General features: G+C 38.0%; 16 protein-coding genes. 4 read left to right on the top strand and 12 right to left on the bottom strand.

What is annotated here, in order from left to right; translation table 11 throughout:
- The first annotated feature begins 62 nt into the window (after positions 1-62).
- Entirely contained in the window at positions 63-2,348 is a 2,286-nt protein-coding gene (locus tag DKG80_RS13475; RefSeq protein WP_109831878.1) for an FdhF/YdeP family oxidoreductase, read from the top strand.
- A 99-nt stretch (positions 2,349-2,447) separates the two neighbouring features.
- Here DKG80_RS13475 and DKG80_RS13470 read toward each other — a convergent pair whose 3' ends face one another.
- Positions 2,448-2,855, bottom strand: a complete 408-nt coding sequence (locus DKG80_RS13470; RefSeq protein WP_109831877.1) for a MoaF-related domain-containing protein — start codon at positions 2,853-2,855, stop codon at positions 2,448-2,450.
- 431 nt (positions 2,856-3,286) lie between these two features.
- Here DKG80_RS13470 and DKG80_RS13465 point away from each other — a divergent pair, with 431 nt between their 5' ends.
- Positions 3,287-3,718, top strand: coding sequence for a hypothetical protein (locus DKG80_RS13465; protein WP_109831876.1), 432 nt, complete (start codon positions 3,287-3,289; stop codon positions 3,716-3,718).
- 196 nt (positions 3,719-3,914) lie between these two features.
- On the top strand, positions 3,915-4,283 hold the full coding sequence (locus tag DKG80_RS13460; RefSeq protein ID WP_162555877.1) for a hypothetical protein: 369 nt from the start codon (positions 3,915-3,917) through the stop codon (positions 4,281-4,283).
- A 220-nt stretch (positions 4,284-4,503) separates the two neighbouring features.
- Here DKG80_RS13460 and DKG80_RS13455 read toward each other — a convergent pair whose 3' ends face one another.
- The 4 genes from DKG80_RS13455 to DKG80_RS13440 form a co-directional block, all read right to left on the bottom strand.
- Positions 4,504-4,959 (bottom strand): DoxX family protein, encoded by a 456-nt coding sequence (locus tag DKG80_RS13455; RefSeq protein WP_109831874.1) that lies wholly within the window; start codon positions 4,957-4,959, stop codon positions 4,504-4,506.
- 64 nt (positions 4,960-5,023) lie between these two features.
- The gene (locus DKG80_RS13450) at positions 5,024-5,590 is read right to left on the bottom strand and encodes a Crp/Fnr family transcriptional regulator (protein ID WP_109831873.1); all 567 of its coding nucleotides are present in this window, start codon (positions 5,588-5,590) and stop codon (positions 5,024-5,026) included.
- A gap of 136 nt (positions 5,591-5,726) precedes the next feature.
- Positions 5,727-6,242 carry a hypothetical protein gene (locus DKG80_RS13445; RefSeq protein WP_109831872.1) on the bottom strand — a complete coding sequence of 172 codons (516 nt, stop codon included), beginning with the start codon at positions 6,240-6,242 and terminating at the stop codon, positions 5,727-5,729.
- Positions 6,243-6,474: 232 nt separating this feature from the next.
- Positions 6,475-6,714, bottom strand: coding sequence for a helix-turn-helix domain-containing protein (locus tag DKG80_RS13440; protein WP_109831871.1), 240 nt, complete (start codon positions 6,712-6,714; stop codon positions 6,475-6,477).
- Positions 6,715-7,104: 390 nt separating this feature from the next.
- Between DKG80_RS13440 and DKG80_RS13435 the strand changes: the two genes are divergently transcribed.
- A complete protein-coding gene (locus DKG80_RS13435; protein WP_109831870.1) occupies positions 7,105-7,467 on the top strand; it encodes a hypothetical protein in 363 nt (120 codons plus the stop codon).
- A gap of 96 nt (positions 7,468-7,563) precedes the next feature.
- Here the strand turns inward: DKG80_RS13435 and DKG80_RS13430 are convergent, their stop codons facing one another.
- From DKG80_RS13430 to DKG80_RS13400, 7 genes are all read right to left on the bottom strand, one after another.
- Complete coding sequence (locus DKG80_RS13430) at positions 7,564-8,280, bottom strand: Eco47II family restriction endonuclease (protein ID WP_109831869.1); 717 nt, start codon at positions 8,278-8,280, stop codon at positions 7,564-7,566.
- A gap of 38 nt (positions 8,281-8,318) precedes the next feature.
- Positions 8,319-9,560 (bottom strand): DNA (cytosine-5-)-methyltransferase, encoded by a 1,242-nt coding sequence (gene dcm / locus DKG80_RS13425; RefSeq protein WP_109831868.1) that lies wholly within the window; start codon positions 9,558-9,560, stop codon positions 8,319-8,321.
- A gap of 585 nt (positions 9,561-10,145) precedes the next feature.
- Positions 10,146-11,273 carry a serine hydrolase domain-containing protein gene (locus DKG80_RS13420; protein WP_109831867.1) on the bottom strand — a complete coding sequence of 376 codons (1,128 nt, stop codon included), beginning with the start codon at positions 11,271-11,273 and terminating at the stop codon, positions 10,146-10,148.
- A 257-nt stretch (positions 11,274-11,530) separates the two neighbouring features.
- A complete protein-coding gene (locus tag DKG80_RS13415; RefSeq protein WP_109831866.1) occupies positions 11,531-12,358 on the bottom strand; it encodes a DUF4249 domain-containing protein in 828 nt (275 codons plus the stop codon).
- A 10-nt stretch (positions 12,359-12,368) separates the two neighbouring features.
- Entirely contained in the window at positions 12,369-14,981 is a 2,613-nt protein-coding gene (locus DKG80_RS13410; protein ID WP_221409130.1) for a TonB-dependent receptor, read from the bottom strand.
- 14 nt (positions 14,982-14,995) lie between these two features.
- The gene (locus DKG80_RS13405; protein WP_109831865.1) at positions 14,996-15,997 is read right to left on the bottom strand and encodes a FecR family protein; all 1,002 of its coding nucleotides are present in this window, start codon (positions 15,995-15,997) and stop codon (positions 14,996-14,998) included.
- A 176-nt stretch (positions 15,998-16,173) separates the two neighbouring features.
- The gene (locus tag DKG80_RS13400) at positions 16,174-16,752 is read right to left on the bottom strand and encodes an RNA polymerase sigma-70 factor (protein ID WP_109831864.1); all 579 of its coding nucleotides are present in this window, start codon (positions 16,750-16,752) and stop codon (positions 16,174-16,176) included.
- Between the last annotated feature and the right edge of the window lie 94 nt (positions 16,753-16,846).

Raw genomic sequence — 16,846 nt, 5'->3', positions numbered from 1 at the left:
TATACCTTTAAAGGTGATCAGCATCTATTTTTAATTTTATAGACTTTCAAACTTTTCATTAAATGAGAGACATCAACATCGTAGGGCCTACAGATTTTACAGATATTAAAATTGAAGAACCGCAGGACTATGCTGCTGGACTTCCTGCGGTTAAAATAGCCTTGGGTCATGCGATGAAAGAGATGGGGATTGCAAAGTCTATTGCTACTCTGTCGAAGCTGAATCAAAAAGGAGGTTTTGATTGTCCTGGGTGTGCTTGGCCAGATCCTACGCACCGTTCGTCTCTAGGAGAGTTTTGTGAAAATGGAGTGAAAGCCATTGCTGAAGAGGCTACTAACAAAAGGGTGACTCCAGAATTCTTCAAGAAGTATTCTATCACTGAAATGTCTAACTGGACTGACTTTCAAATTGGTAAAAGTGGGCGTATCACTGCCCCGATGATCCTACGTCCGGGAAGTCACCACTACGAACCTATTGAATGGTCGGAGGCTTTTCAGGTGATCGCTGATGAATTGAAACAACTTGATGATCCTAATCAAGGCGTGTTTTACACTTCTGGGAGATCTAGTAATGAAGCTGCGTTTTTATACGGTCTGTTCATTCGAGCATTCGGTACTAATAATATGCCTGATTGCTCTAACATGTGTCACGAGTCTAGTGGTGCAGGATTGTTCGAAACTATCGGTATAGGTAAGGGGTCTGTGACTTTGGATGATTTTCAAGATGCTGAGGTAGTCATGGTCATTGGGCAAAATCCAGGGACTAATCACCCAAGGATGTTGTCAGCGCTGGAGAAACTGAAGGCTAAGGGTGGTAAGGTAATTACTGTAAATCCTTTGGAAGAGGCTGCGCTTGTGCGATTCAAAAATCCGCAAGAACCCAAAGGGATAATCGCTAATGGAACTGCGATTACGGATCTGTTTCTACAGGTTCGTATCAATCAAGATGTAGCGCTTTTGAAACTCCTCTTGAAAAAACTGGCGGATTTAGATGTTGAAAGGGGTGGTGTATTTGATCATAAATTCATAGAAGAAAAGACTCAAGGATTTGAAGAAGTACTGGCAGAGCTAGATCAATATTCGGAGAATGAGTTACTTGAGTTGACTGGTCTATCCGCTGAGAAGGTTGATGAATGCGTAGAGCTATTGGCTAACAATAAGCGAATTATCATCTGTTGGGCGATGGGGCTTACTCAGCACAAGAATGGTGTGGATAACATCAAGGCTTGTGTCAACTTACTTCTTGCCAAAGGTAGCATAGGTATCAAGGGAGGAGGAACTTGTCCCGTTCGTGGTCACAGCAATGTTCAAGGTGATCGAACGGTAGGTATCACACACCATGTCTCTAAGAAACTGAACGAGTCCTTTGAAAGAGTTTTTGATTTTCAACCGCCAGCTGAGGAAGGGCTGGATGTAGTGCATAGTATCAAAGCGATGCATGAGGGAGATGCTAAGGTTTTTGTTGCGCTTGGAGGGAATTTCCTGTCAGCGGCTTCTGATACTATTTACACTGGAGAGGCATTGATGAATTGTAATCTGACTGTGTCAATTAGTACCAAACTCAATAGAACACACTTGGTGCCAGGTAAGACTTCTTTGATTTTGCCTACACTGGGTAGATCAGAGGCGGATAAGACTAACGGTAAGGAGAGGTTTGTGACAGTGGAAAACAGCATGGGGCGTGTTCATCAGTCGCAAGGTAGGTTGCAGCCTGCGTCTGATAACTTGATGAGCGAACCAGAGATAGTGGCCAATATGGCTGAGGCTTACTTCGGTGATGAGTCGAAGATCCAATGGCTGGAGTTGGGGATCAACTATGATCTGACTAGAGAGAAAATATCACAAGTTTTTAATGGTTTTGACAATTATTCAGAGCGGGCTAAGAAGGCAGGCTTTGACCTTCCAAATCATACTAGAACGGGGGACTTCTCGAAGTTGCCAGGTGGAAAGGCTAAATTTAGTGTGACACCGCTACCTGCTCATGATCTGGATAAGGATGAATTTTTGTTGATGACAATCCGAACACATGATCAATTCAATACTACTATATACGGGCTGGATGATCGTTATCGTGGTATCTTCAATGAACGGAGGGTAGTCATGATCAATGCTGATGAAGCAAAAGAGTTAGAGTTGAAAAAGTCTGATGTGGTCAATTTGACTAGTACCTATGATAGACAAGTTCGTAGAGCAGAGAACTTCTTAGTGATTCCTTACAATATTCCAAAAGGCAACTTAGCTTGCTACTTCCCCGAGGCTAATGTATTGATCCCTCATGATCAGTTTGCGGATAAAAGTAATACACCTATAAGTAAGTCAGTGAAGGTGAGGATAGAGAAGGTTAGTTGATTTAAAGTGTTTAACCTTGGTCTTGAATTAAGTCAAAGTGGATAAGTACATCATAAGCATATTAGCTCATGATGTACTTACTAGCACATTTCGTGAATTTCATATTTCACGAATTTTTCCTTCGAGAGGAATTATGTCTTTGTCTATTTTCAAGTAGCAGTTGATTACATTTTCTTTTAAGTTAATGACTTGGCTTACACCTAGACCACTTTCCTCAACCCAAGAGATGAAGAATGTATGGGCATTTAGACGCTGCGTTGCATAGTTTTCATCAGCATTGGCTCCTTTTTCATCTCCCTTGATACATTCCCAGTGTAGGATGCTGTCCGACTTGAAGTCTATTTGATAGACATAATCTCCGTAATCATACTCTAGCGTCTTTCCGGGTAAATCGATTATGCTTTCGGTCGTTACCTTTTCAATTACTTGTTCATTTTTGACTTGATTCTGACGCTTACATGAAGCCATTGCAGCTAAGATCATCAGTGCAAAAAGTATTCTTTTCATATTCTCAATTGTTACTTAATCGCAGGGCGGTCATTGTGTTTAATTCCCCACCTCTTGGAGCGAACATTAAATAAAATCCCAAAGATATGCTGTATACTTTGGCTAGAGAGCTTCATTACTATGTAATAGTTTCTTTTTACTTGTCTTGAGTAAACAAGGTGAATTTACATTACCGTAGAAGTATACTTATATGGATTACAGATTATACCGTTAGCAATGGATATGTTCTTCACATACAGTAAAGACGGACACTCACACAGAATATATTGATGTTCATACATTAATTTTCATTATCCTCCCTTCAGGCCTTAACCTTGAATCGTAATCAAAAACAATACTCAATTCGGTAGCTACTAATTGTATTTGAATACAGGGCAGAACCCGAAAAGCCTGTAATAAATAGAGTAGGGCAAATTTTAAACTTAATAATAATGAGCAATTTAAGAACAGTAACTGTTCAAATGACCAATCAAACTACAGCAGGCCACCCTGCTACAATGTCTATTACTAATGCTTCTGCAACTCAAGGAGAAATAACAACACCTCAAGGTGATTTTCCAATGAATGTAGGTACAAACGGTGGACAGGAATCTGTAGAAGGAGCAGCTACTTCCTCTCGTCAAGGTATAATTGGGAAAGTGAATTACGTAGTTCAAGAAATCCCTGGATGTAGCGTAAAATTCAATAACTCTATGTCTGAAAGGAGCGCATCTTTTCAAATAGGAAATGGCGGACCTTCGTATAAACTAAACGACAATGGTAGTACAACAGACATCTGGGAAGGGTTTACTTGGGCTTTTGAAACTCAAATAACTGACCTGTCTTATGTTATCAATGTTAGCGTGGCACGTGTTGGTGATTAAGCTTTTACAATAGAATAGATCGGCCATGATTCAAGTTTGATAATTTGAATCATGGCTATTGTATTTATAATTCTCAATGAGGACGATTATTATTTGTAGATATCGCTGTTTAATACTGATGTTTTGTGCAGTTGCTATCTCAGTCCTAATTGTCAAGAGGTATAGACCCAGACAAAATGAAGCTAGAATTGAGTTTATGGTGTATAATCTCTCTTCACTGTCAGGTAGCATAACAGTTTCTAACCTAGTTACTATAAATGGGTACCAAAGTAATAACGATCCTATTTACCCTGTAACAATTGATTCAAATGGAGGAGGTTTTGTAACTACAATTTATAGTAATGACAATAATTATCTCATGTGTTATTTGATACTAGTCGTCCAAAACAAAGGAACTTATAAACTTCAGATGATTAACTCTCTCGATACGAAGTGCTTTGGGGCAGGGAAAAATACAATAGAAGGTGAAGGGAGTTTAAATTACTTGGATGATGGAATTCAATGGTATATTGAGACAACACTCAATAATGATAACTACAATGTTGTTTTATTACTTGACTTTTGATAGTTGAGATGTTTTCTAATTTGCATAAGAATTCACGTTTGATCCGAATTCAATTGCTCCATATTATTTACTCTTTTGGTTTTAATCTCAATATCGTCTATTTAATTGCGTTTCTGGTATCTAACCTTCATCTTACTCTACGAACCATTGTGTAATGGTAGTCTTATTCCTTAATACGACATTTAATTTTCAAGGTATTTTAAGATAGATTATTTCTACTTTAAAAAATTTGTATAGAGCTCAAGTATGTCCAAGCAATAAAGAGGAGTTGTAATGGAATTCTGAACCAGAGATAGGAAAGGCCATTTCCGTCGAATGTTCCTTTTTGATAATCGATGTGGTGAACCGAAGCGTTAATATTGGCTGGTAACATCAATACTAGGAATATGATCAATGCCCATCCGCTTACCATTTTTAGGTTTGGTACGAGTAAGCCAATCGCTAAAAGAATTTCGAATAGTCCTGTAAGGTGAACTAGGCTTGTCTTAAATGGAATAAATGGCGGGATCATCATTGACATTCCTTTGGTAAATATGAAATGTCCGATGGCCGTAAAACACAGCATAACAGACATGGCTATTCTGGCTGATAAGGTAAAGTTATAATCTTTGCTAATCAGTTTTATCACAAAAACAGCAATCACAAAGCTTGATAGGAGTACTACTAATGGTTTCATTTTGTCTTCTTTTGATTCGATTACAAAGGGAATAAATCATATTAGAGTAGACAATGAACCTAGGTTAAGTAATGCGTTTGCGAATCCTGCTGAGAGCCTGAGGAGTGACACCTATATATGATGCGATGTACTTTAATGGGATCTGCTGGAGTAATTTGGGTCGCTCTTGGAACAGGTCTAGATAGCGTTCTTCAGCGGTTTTGTTGAGTAGGGACAGTTCTCTTTTGGATTTGATCAAGAACATGTTCTCTGCCATTCTACGGCCTATCAAATTTCCACTTTTGGTTTCTTTATAGATTTCTTGAAGGTCGTCGAATGATATTCGCCATAGCGTAGTGTCGGACAGTGTTTCTATCTGATAAGGAGAAGGAGTGCGGGTAATAAAAGAGTCATAGGCAGTCACAAATTCATTTTCAAATAGAAATCCAAAAGTCAATTCGTTTTCGATATGTGGGATATAAAACCTTACTATCCCTTTAGATATAAAGGATAAGTAGTTTTCGATGGCTCCCATCTCTATAATTGGAGCGTTCTTCCCTAGTTTTTCCTTGTGGAGCTTTGAAGAAAATAGATTCCAATCAGAATCACTCATTGGATGGATGCTGTCAATGAACTGTTTAATTTCTTCCATTCTTCAGGGGTTTCAGTTTGATGACTATATCCCTAATATAATAATAGATTCAGTTTTTAAGTTGGTCTTTTATTAATGTTTAAGGGAGCTTAATTTAGATAGTTGTATATCTCTTTTCAAGGACTTAATTCCCGTATTATCGGTCATAATGCCGTTTTCTTTGATTGACTGTTTCGGTATATTGGTTAAGTGACTGCCTTAGTATTTTTGCTCCGAGTGCTAGACTTACGGACGAATTAGGTCCATACTTGACATCTAAAACTTCTAACACTTGATCGACCATACAAGGGTGCTCGAAATCAGACTTTATAACTTTTATGTTGGGATTGTTCACTGAATAGAAATACATCCAGTAAGTAATAATGCTCTGTTTTAGTTGCTCTTGTTCGGTTTTCGAAAGTTGATAAATAGCACTCTGAATTTCTAAAGGTTCAAAGTCAAGGTTCAAATGCTGAGCATACTTGTTGTAGTGATTGTCAAATGATTCAGGTGTCAGTGAGGTGAACAAGCAGTTGACGTTGTTGTTTTGTACTCTGAGTTTCCCACCTTCTTCAGTTATTTTGAAAATGGATGAGGTATCAATCCATTCCTGTTTATGGTTTAGATAAAAAATACCATTTTGGTTATCGTCTTGCTTGTCAGTTAATTTCATGCTAGTAGAAGTATATTAGTCCACGATAGATCATGTATTATATGGATTTACAATACTAATCTTGAGGGTATCTAATTTACAAGTAGGAATTTATTTCTAAGCTTTTAGTAAAGCAAAACAGATTAAGTAGGTTTTTAATCTTAGGCTTTGGTTGACTTGTATTACTTCTCAAGTCGCCCTCGTTTTGGAAGGGGGAAATAACATTATTGCTTTTTGGGGAGTGAGTGATGTATCAACTCTCGTAGTCGAATGACAATAGCTCTGGGATTGAGATGTCGAAGGCCTTGGCTAATTCTGGAAGTACTGCAACGCCAGTATTTATAGTTCCTTTTTCTATTTTAATAAGAGATGATCGTTCGATGTTCGTTTTGTAGGACAATTCATACTGGGACCATCCTTTCGAATTACGTAACTTTTCTATTCGCTTTCCAAAAGCGATTAAGAAATCCTTATGTCTAAGATCAATTCGCACCTAACAAATTTGATCTAATAAAAATCGTAGAGTAGTGTGCGATCTCACACTGATTTTTCCTATCTTGCTTAAAACCGTTATTGTTTGAAGTCTAAAATGATGTGTGGTATGGATTGAAAAAATATTAGTTATTCTCTGGTTTACGTATGTTTGCGGCAAAATACGTAGCATATAGAGAAATACATTTATTAAAAATATTATAGCGTAAGCTGTATTATTCTTGTTCAAGAAAATTCGGAACTTTCGTCACCACAAGAATATAGTAAGCATACGCTCACCTTATAGGGTGAGCTTTGCTTGTCTGTGGTGTGGGCTTCCGAATGCCTCTTGAACGGACAAGTTAAAGTTTCACCCTTATTTTATTTAAGGCCTTTCGTGTTAGGTGAGTGTATGAAGAGGATTGTATTACTGGAGAGCAATGGGGCTCTCTCTAGTCATTTCAAAGTAGAGTTTTCCAAGATAGGAGCGTACGAGGTAGTCGAGGTACCTAGCGATGGTCTTTCAGTATGTCAGTATCTACAAAGCCACTCTGTAGACATTTTGTTGATCAGCTTTTTTTACAAGATAGATGCCAAGACGAATAAGCTTCAATTGGCTAAGCATGTCTATCAAAGTCATCCGAATATCAGAATAATTCAATATCACCCGCTGTACAGTTGGGATATCAATAGGCTATTTGTATGGGATATATCTGCGTATTTCGATACTGACGAGTTGAACTTCAGCACTCTAGGAGTAGCACTTTTTCGTTAGCAAAATATTAGGCTGATAACCGATCGCCCTCGATTGCCTCGTTCCATGGCGTCGGGGGTGTATTTTTTCGGTGCTTAAGAGTTGAATTTTGAATTGTTATATAATATTCTCAAATGCAGAATTGAAAAATACCTTGAGTTTATCAGTATCTTGAATTTTACATTTTCCGTTTGTGCATTTTTCAATTATTTCAGGTAAGGCACTATACATTTCATCTAAAGCATTTTCTTTTCCCGTAACTAAGTCATAGAAACTAGCTCCGTCGATTTCTCTAACTTTTTCATTTGGTGGGCATTTAGCTCCCTTAGATTTGTCAGATGGTGTAAACACTTTATTGTACCGTTCTTTTTTCTTAGGAATCACAGCTACATAATATGATGTGTAATCCTTGTAGATACTATTTTTTGGCATTACAAGACCATCTAATGAATAGTATAAATCTGCAAGTTTCCCACCTGAAATAGTATTGTACTTGTTCTTAATTTCTGCAATGATTTTATGTTTATTTGAAACTAGGTCAATGACATTACCAGTCTTCATATTTTCCCAATTTGAAACAGAACCAAGTACATTTTGATGAAATTCACCAATGTGATTTTGTAATGTTTTTTGAGATTGCCTGTTTTTTTCGCTAGTTACCCAGGTATCATAATCGATTTGAAATCCTGCGATTTCAAATATTGCTGAAAAAGGATCAATTACATTTTTGCCAAAATTTTTATCAGTTTTCTCTTTAGCTTCTGTTGCTTTTTGAAGTAGGAAGGAAACAGCTTTCTCTAAATCGACATCGCTTATCCATTCTAATTTTGGCATAGTTGTAACTTTAGTAAGAAACAAATCTACCAAAATTGTTATTCAGAGGCTTGTTTATAAACGTCATTTAAAAAACGGATAATTGAGTACCCTATTTCTTTTGCAAGGTTAACTGGGACAGCATTGCCTATCTGTTTATACTGCTGAGAAATAGATCCAGAAAACTCCCATTTATCAGGGAATGTTTGAATTCTTGCATATTCTCGTACTGTAAAGGGTCTAGTTTCATCTGGGTGACACCTCTCAGTCTGTTTTTGAGCAGGGCTACAGGTTAAAGTTAAACTTGGTTCGTCCCATCCAATTCGTCTTGCCATTCCTGTTTTACCACCTCCTAAATAAAAGCTTTTTTGCATATAATCTTTTTGTATATCCAATGGCAAATCCCTCCAGTAGCCTTTAGGAGGAACAAGGTCTAGAACTTTTTTCTTGTGATCAGGATATTTGGCTCCTTCAGAATGAGGTACGTCTACACTAAATAATGAGCCTTTTTTTAAGGCATCTTCGAGGTTATAGATTTTACTAAAAGGCTTTGGGTATTCATATTCTTGAACTAGATCTTTTCGAACTCCTACTAGGATTAGTCTTTCTCTTTTTTGAGGGACTTTGTAATGAATAGCTTTGAGAACCTTTACTGGTGATACTACGCGATATCCAATTTCATCTAAAATTGAAATCATTCCTTCTAAAGTTTTTCCTTTGTCATGACTAAGAAGTCCTCTGACATTTTCTCCAATGCATATATCTGGTTGAACTTCTTTTACCACTCGTGCAAACTCATAAAATAGTGTGCCTCTTGCATCATTCAATCCAAGTTTTTTACCTGCATAACTAAACGCCTGACAAGGGAAACCACCCGTAACTACGTTTACGTTATTTTTATATTCGTTAAAGGAATGGTTACGAACATCTCCTTCAAGAACTTTCCATTTTGGTCGATTATTCCTTAATGTTTGACACGCCCACTTATCAATTTCATTTAGTGCTGCACAATTTAGCCCTGCTTTTTCCAAACCTATGGCTAGGCCTCCAGCACCTGCAAATAGCTCTAAAACTGAGTAGTTTTTTAAAGGTTTAACAGCATTGCTTTGTTCATCACTATTAAACAATCGTTGAAATTCGGGAAATACTTCTAAGTCACTTTTTTTATAAACTCGATAGTTACTCATAGGTTCACGTACAGCATTTAATTTGCCATCCCTGTCCCATCTACGAATTGTCTCTTTGTTTTTGTCTAGAACTTCTGAAACTTCCGAAATAGTGTAATATTTCTTAATAACCATATTGCACAACCTTATACATGGTTACAAACTTAAGTTTATTGTTTAGAGATTTGTATTGATTCAAAGGGTTTATTTTTTAAATGGCAATATGACTATCGAGTTATAAATTGTTGTATATTAAATGTTCAATGACATAAACCGATACTAAGTATTTACAAGCTAGGTATTTACAATATTTATTCTTATGAAAAACCAAATCTCTAAAGAAATGGCGCTAAGTGGTTTTGAGTTATAAAAACCCAGAAAAAATGGCTGTTCGCTGAAAAAAATGACTCTACGGAGATTTTCTGGGGTCATTCGCACATTTTCAGGGGCCATTCGCGGTTTTTTGAGTGCCATTCGCTGATTTTAAAGGGGTATTCGCATGCGAATGGCTATAAAAAAGTGCGAATGGGCCTTCCAAAACAGCGAATACCCCTTCCAAAAGTGCGTAGAGTCATTTTTTTTAGCGAATGACCACAGAATTATAGCGTATGGTCATTTAATGACGCTGATTTATTCTTAGAATGAGAATAATGCTATCGTTTGCCATCAAATAATCCGAAGCTATCAGGTAATTAGTGTGATAATTCTGTTTGCCTCGGATCACTTACCAATTTCTGCCATCAGTTCATTGCAAACAGGGATAATAGCATTATGATAATCTTCTACATTGGATAGTACGATGATACCTGTTTTTTTGTCCTTGTCAATCATAATGGTAGATGCAAAACCTCCAGTACCTCCGCTGTGCGTATGTATAGTGGCATTGTCATTTTCTTCTATATGCCAACCAAGTCCCATGTATAGGTTCTTACTTATTTCAAAGGTTGTTTTCTGAGGTAAATTATACACTGCATCGTCTTCGATGTTTTTAAGAATGAACTTGGCCATATCAGTTACTGAAGACTTGATTGATCCTGCACAGGACATAGTTTCGGCAAAATTCCAGTGAGAAACGATATTGCCATCTGGGTCTCTTGGTTCCACTAGTTTAGATGCATCTACATTGTCAAGTATGGTGGTAGTGCTGGTCATTTCAAGTGGGCTAAAGATTATACTTTGCATCATTTCCTCTACAGTAGTATTCTTTTTTTGAGCCAAACAATACCCTAAAACACCCATTCCTAAGTTAGAATATTCATACTTCGTTCCACTTGGATTATTTAGTTCCGCATGGTTTTTCAGATAGCTTTTGAGGTTGTCGTATGAATAGGATAGATAGGGATCCTCTTGATCAAAATTTTGGATTTCACCAAGATTAGAAGGTAATCTAGGCAAGCCAGATGTATGATTGGCTAGTTGCTCTAGCGTGATATTACCACCTGCCTTTAGTTGAAAATCAAACTGCTCTTGAAGCGTCTCATTCATAGAGGCTTCATTTGAGGATACCATTTCAGAGAGACAAATACTAGCGAATACCTTGGTAATGGAGCCTATCTCAAATACGCTGTTTTCATTATTGATACCCTTTAGGACTTTGTTGTCATTTATTACTCCGAGGTATTCGGTGATTCCGTCGTGTACCAGTGCTATAGCTACTTCAGCTTCATTGGGTAGCTTGTTAAACTTACTCTCCAGAATATTAGCATAAGTCTGATTGGAGATGTCACTTTTGAGGGTGCTAGATTCAAAACTATCTTCATCTTCACTACAGCTTATTAGACCTATCAAGAGAGGTAGCAAAGTGAATAGTAGACTTGCATTATTAATGATTTGCTTACTAGTTATCATTTTCAACAGATTTTTAATTTGTCAAATTGTTATATAAAGTTCGTTTGAGAGACTTATCAAAATCTATATCTGAGCCGTTCAAACGTACTTTTTGTGTAATTATCTTATGGATCCCATATAATGGGTTAATGTTGTTTCGGTCGGTAAAAAGGAAATCGCGGAAGGGATACTTCTAAGCTGTTAAGTTCTCTTAAAAAAAGGTGAGAACAGGAACTGGAAGGATCCCATTCCACACCTTTTGTATTCACAAAAAACAACTATTTTAAGACGATGGTATCTCGTTGGACTGCACCTATCATGAAGTATCCAACTCCACCATTCGATATATTGGTCATTACATTGGCCGGTGGTGAATCGAATGGACCGTTACCAAAGAGCTCATTTTCTATTTCTCCTAAATATTTTGATGCTTCAGTACTGACAGCAAACATTTCTACTATTGCTGTATCCCCAATGAAAAGAGGGTAATCTATGAACGTGGCACTTACATCTTCTACGAAGTCCCCGTCAAAGAATTCATCGTTGGTATATCCCCAGTTAATAAAGAAATCTCTCTCATCTGTTCCTGATACATAGTCACAGACGTAATATCCTTCACCTATACCTGGAGGATCTTGAAAAGAAAATGATACACTATATGATTGAGGAAATACTTCATTATCCTCGAATAGCTCATCGAAATCATCCTCTTTGTAGTCTAGGTCTTGTAGCTCAGGACAAGCTCGCATCTTTTCCGTAGCTCTATAGGTTTGCCCTTCATATGTTATCTCTAAGGAATAGGTATCACCTATTCTAGGTTCCCAGTCTGATGGCAAGAAATAGTGTCCTTTATTTCTCTCCTCCATGGTAAAGGATTCTACTTCGTCACTCAAGGTGACCTGTGCTCCAGAGACATAGTTAGGGTCTTGATCACCTAGGTAATTGACCGTGAGTGATAGAATGATGAACTGTGGCTCGTCGAGGTCTGTAATCCAGCCTTCCACAGCTAGTTTGGGATCTTCGGCATTGAGATCCAAGTCTATTCTGTCCTCAAAGCATGAGCATAGGACAGTGGTTACCAAAATTGTTATTATAATATTTTTCATCTGTCAGGTATTAAAATCTAAAGTTGTAAGTGACTGAAGGAACGATGCTGAAGATGGCCAGTTTCTGAGCATAGGTGACATTGGGGTCAATTTCATCTTGTCTAAACTGTATCGTGAAGGCATTTTTGCGAGCATAGGCATTGTATACGCTGAACACCCATTCGCCTTGAAATCTTCTGTTTGCGTTCTTTTTGTTCTTAAGGATCAGAGATGCATCTAATCTGTGATAAGCTGGTAATCTCTCTCCGTTTCTCTCCGAGTATATCGGTACGGCAGCCCCTCTGTAGTAGTATCTTCCTGTAGGGAATGTAACTGCTCCACCACTTGAGTAGATGAAGTTGGTACCCAATGAAATCCTTGGAGTGATTTCATATGTCGCTACGATAGAGAGATCATGAGGTTTGTCATGTTTGGCATTGTACCAGTTGTCATTGTTGATAGTAGCTGTCTTTCGTTCAGCCTTAGAAAGCGTGTAACTCACCCAACCGGTCAACTTTCCTTTGTTTTTTCGGAGCATTAACTCTAGGCCATAGGCTCTTCCTACTCCTTTGCGAAGCTCACCTTCTAGGTTTTCATTGAATAGAAGCTCTGCCTGATCCTTGAAGTCGATGGCATTATGAAAATACTTGTAATACAACTCAGCCGAGAATTCGATAGAGTTATTGCTAAAGTTCTTGAACCATCCTAGCACTACTTGATCTGCTAATTGAGGGCTTACCTGAGGACTACTAGAGAACCAGATGTCAAACGGAGACGCAAAGTTTCCATTAGAAGCGAGCTGTATATATTGAGCTGTTCTATTGTAGCTAGACTTGATCGAAGTCGTTTTGTTCAACTGATACCTAGCACTCAACCTTGGTTCGAAGTTGTAATAACTGTTGTATACTCCTTTTCTATGCTTAACGGTGTCCGTAACCACGTACTCCGAGTTTAATTTGTATTCTTCCTGTGGTCCTACATTTTGAAGTGTTGAGAATCGAAGACCATAGTCAAGTCTAAGTTTGCCAAGAGTCTGGTCATTGCTGACATAGGCAGCAGATTCATAAGAGAGATTTTTCTCAATGATATATTTGTCCAATCCATTCTCTTCAGTGTCGATAGATATGCTACCGGGTCTGATCGCATGTTGAATAGTCTGTGCTCCAAATTTCAGCGTGTTGTTAGGGTTTAAATACGCTCCGAAATCAAGCTTCACACTGTGTTCACTTAGATTAGATTCCCAGATTACGGCAAGTACATCATCTGAAAAATCTAAGAAATAGTCATAGTTACTATAGTAGTAAGTTACATTCGAGAACAGTTTTGGCGTGAAAATATGGTTCCATCTAACCGTTCCTGTCGTATTTCCCCATTCTAGTCTGACTTTGCTGTTTTGATCTATTTCAGTAGCAATCACATCGCGTCCAAAATACCCAGAGATAAACAATCTATCCTTGTCGCTGAATCTGTAGTTGGCTTTGGCATTGAGGTCATAGAAGAAGAATTGTTCTCCAGGATTGTTTTTTCTACCTCGTACCCAGTTGGATACTTTACCAAATGTATCTAGGTACGAACGACGAGCACCTATCATGATGGAACCTTTTTTAGTTACAGGAGCTTCTACGCCTAGTCTAGTCATCATAGTTCCTATACCCCCGGCCATTCCCCATGATTTTGAGTTTCCTTCTTTCATTCTAATATCCAATACTGACGATAGTCTACCACCATACATACTAGGGATACCTCCCTTGTAGAGCTTCATATCTTTGATCGCTTCAGGGTTGAATGCTGAAAAGAATCCAAATAGGTGAGAAGCGTTGTAGATAGGAGCTTCGTCTAGGAGTACCAAGTTTTGGTCAACATTTCCTCCACGAACAAAGAATCCTGAACTTCCTTCTCCAAAGGTCTTGACGCCCGGTAGTAGCTGAACCGTTTTGATAATATCTATTTCGCCAAATAGCGCAGGCATCTTTTTGACTGTTTCGATATTCACCTGTTCCACACTAGCTTCTACCGAGGTGATATTTTCATCTTCTTCTCTCGTAGCCACTACCACGACTTCGTCCAGCACTTCTTCATCGTTGGATAGATCAAACTTGACAACTACGTCTTTGGTGAGTTGAACCGTCTGAACTTTTTTCTGATATCCTACATATGAGCAGGATATATTGTACGAACCTGAGGGCAATGTCAATGAGTAAAAGCCATATAGGTTAGTAACTACTCCTAGTGTTTTCCCTTCTACTCTTACAGTGGCACCGATTAAATCTTCACCAGTTTTCGTATCTACGACTTGTCCACTGATGGTGAATTTTTTTCCAGCGACTGTTTGGTCTTTCTTCAAAATCACTTGATTACTCATGATTTGATAAGAAGTACCTGTGACATTCGTCAAGTCATTGAGTACTGATTTCACCTTCATAGATTTGCCAGTCGGCAAATTCGTAGCCAACAATAGGTCTAATGATGATTCATCATATGCCCATTCTATATTGTGTTTATCTTGAAGCTGAGATATTACGGAGCCCACTGTCGGCTTTCCTTTTCCCTTGAGTGAGATCTGGAGCTCACTTATATCCTTTTTCTGCGCTACACTGCTCAACACCTGTAGGAGCATAGCTAATATGATCAATTTTGATTTCATGATGATAGTAGCGCTTAGCGCTGTACATATAGGTTAATGATTCCGTTTTGAGATTTGTACTTCATGTTGTAGAGAGCACATAAGACATCGAGAACCTGATCAAGCTCTTTGTCCTTGAAACTTGCCGTCAGCCTCTTGTCACTAGGTAATGATGCATCTAGTCGAATATCAACATCGTAATGGTTGGACAGTGCTAGATCTACTACTTCTAGAGGGTCATTTTCAAAAGTCAAGATTCCAGTTTTCCAAGAAAGGTAGTTGCGATCTGAGTTGATAGATTTTGAAGGAAGACTATTCGTGCCAGTCAATACTGCTCGTTCTCCTTTGATCAGTTCTATTTTCTTGGACCTATTCTCTAGAGGACTATAAGCCACTCTCCCAGTAGTCACAATGAGTTCTTCAGCATTTAGTTCTCCAGTAGAACTTAGTTCGAAAGAAGTTCCGAGAACAGTGACCAATGCGTTATTAGTCTCAATCGAAAATGGCTTAGATTCATCTCTTTTAACTTCAAAGAAAGCTCGTCCATCCAATATAACATCTCTAGATTCTTTACCTTCAAAATCATAGTAGCTCAATGAAGAGTTAGCCTGTAGCCATACTACACTACTATCTGGAAGTGTTACTTGACGAATACTGTCTTTGGCTAAGACTGAGATCAGATGTGCAGAGTCAGAAGAGACCCATTGGTTTTGAAGTATGAAAAAACCAATCAAAAGCGCAATCGAAGCCGCGATTCCATAATACCATTTTTGTGGTTTAGAAGATATCCATATCTGATTGTCTTTGGTTTTTTGAGCGATGCCTGCCCATACTTTCTCCTTGTCACTTCCAATCGATATTATTAGTTCTTCATCTGAGATAGGATCAGGACTTTGTTGCCATACTTTCTCAGCATCTGCAATAATCTTTTCGTTAGCATCACTTGAAAGTCGCCATGCTTCAAAAGCTTTTTCCTCTTCTGAGTTCAACTCATGGCTGAGGTACTTGACTAACAAGTTTAAATTTTCGTGTTCCAATTGACATTAAGTTTTGGTTTCCGAAGTAGCAATACCTCTTTTGGAAACTCACCCTAGTCTATTAATGGAATTTTTTTGAAAAAATTTTAACTAAGACTATAAAACGGTAGGGGATTAATGTTCAATTTTTTGAAAAAGAGTGAGTTAGGTGGTTTTCTTCTTGGGCTGATTTTATATTACCAAAGATAAGAGATGGTCATAATCAAGGATAAATATCCTAAGGGGCTCAGAGATTCTCTTAGTAGTTTCAAAGCATTGGTCATGTGGTATTCGACTGTTTTGGAAGAGATATTTAGTTCCTCAGCTATCTGGTCATAAGACAGTTCATGCTCTCTACTCATTTGAAAAACAACTCTTGTTTTCTCGGGTAAAGATGAAATAGCCACACGGATACTTTGAGCAAGATCGGAAGCTTCTAGGTTGCAATCTGACATTATACTAATATCCGAATGAGGAGCATCATCAATATCTACAATATCAAAATCAGATTTCCTTCTGAAATAAGTATAGCATCGATTTTTGACTGCTTGATTAAGGTAGCCATTGAACGAAGTGTCTTCATTCAAATTGGCGCGTCCATTCCAAAGGGAAACAAAAACATCTTGAACCAGTTCTTCCGATACCTCTCGGTTCTGTGTTAAGGAATACGCTATCCTCATTAGATAAGCGAAATGAGAATCAAACAACTCTCTGAGCGTATCATGATTGCCCGACTTCAATTCGGACACTTGACTATTGAGCTGACGAGCGGACATTTAGCAAATCTAACTTTTCATTTTTTACTTCAAGGTTACCAATTGATTAATAATGCTCTATTCTCTCCAAGGGATAGTAAGGTTATTGATAGAG

The sequence above is a fragment of the Reichenbachiella versicolor genome (assembly GCF_003171675.1).
In the GTDB taxonomy this organism is placed as follows: domain Bacteria; phylum Bacteroidota; class Bacteroidia; order Cytophagales; family Cyclobacteriaceae; genus Reichenbachiella; species Reichenbachiella versicolor.
The sequence above is the reverse complement of the archived record's forward strand: the minus strand, read 5'-3'. Positions and strand labels throughout refer to the sequence as shown.

Excerpts from the sequence above, each read along its gene's own strand:
- DKG80_RS13400 (WP_109831864.1), bottom strand. The coding sequence starts at position 16,752 with ATGTCCGCTCGTCAGCTCAATAGTCAAGTGTCCGAATTGAAGTCGGGC.
- DKG80_RS13475 (WP_109831878.1), top strand. The coding sequence starts at position 63 with ATGAGAGACATCAACATCGTAGGGCCTACAGATTTTACAGATATTAAA.
- DKG80_RS13430 (WP_109831869.1), bottom strand. The coding sequence starts at position 8,280 with ATGCCAAAATTAGAATGGATAAGCGATGTCGATTTAGAGAAAGCTGTT.
- DKG80_RS13415 (WP_109831866.1), bottom strand. The coding sequence starts at position 12,358 with ATGAAAAATATTATAATAACAATTTTGGTAACCACTGTCCTATGCTCA.
- DKG80_RS13470 (WP_109831877.1), bottom strand. The coding sequence starts at position 2,855 with ATGAAAAGAATACTTTTTGCACTGATGATCTTAGCTGCAATGGCTTCA.
- dcm (WP_109831868.1), bottom strand. The coding sequence starts at position 9,560 with ATGGTTATTAAGAAATATTACACTATTTCGGAAGTTTCAGAAGTTCTA.
- DKG80_RS13450 (WP_109831873.1), bottom strand. The coding sequence starts at position 5,590 with ATGGAAGAAATTAAACAGTTCATTGACAGCATCCATCCAATGAGTGAT.
- DKG80_RS13410 (WP_221409130.1), bottom strand. The coding sequence starts at position 14,981 with ATGAAATCAAAATTGATCATATTAGCTATGCTCCTACAGGTGTTGAGC.
- DKG80_RS13445 (WP_109831872.1), bottom strand. The coding sequence starts at position 6,242 with ATGAAATTAACTGACAAGCAAGACGATAACCAAAATGGTATTTTTTAT.
- DKG80_RS13465 (WP_109831876.1), top strand. The coding sequence starts at position 3,287 with ATGAGCAATTTAAGAACAGTAACTGTTCAAATGACCAATCAAACTACA.
- DKG80_RS13420 (WP_109831867.1), bottom strand. The coding sequence starts at position 11,273 with ATGATAACTAGTAAGCAAATCATTAATAATGCAAGTCTACTATTCACT.
- DKG80_RS13455 (WP_109831874.1), bottom strand. The coding sequence starts at position 4,959 with ATGAAACCATTAGTAGTACTCCTATCAAGCTTTGTGATTGCTGTTTTT.
- DKG80_RS13460 (WP_162555877.1), top strand. The coding sequence starts at position 3,915 with ATGGTGTATAATCTCTCTTCACTGTCAGGTAGCATAACAGTTTCTAAC.
- DKG80_RS13435 (WP_109831870.1), top strand. The coding sequence starts at position 7,105 with ATGAAGAGGATTGTATTACTGGAGAGCAATGGGGCTCTCTCTAGTCAT.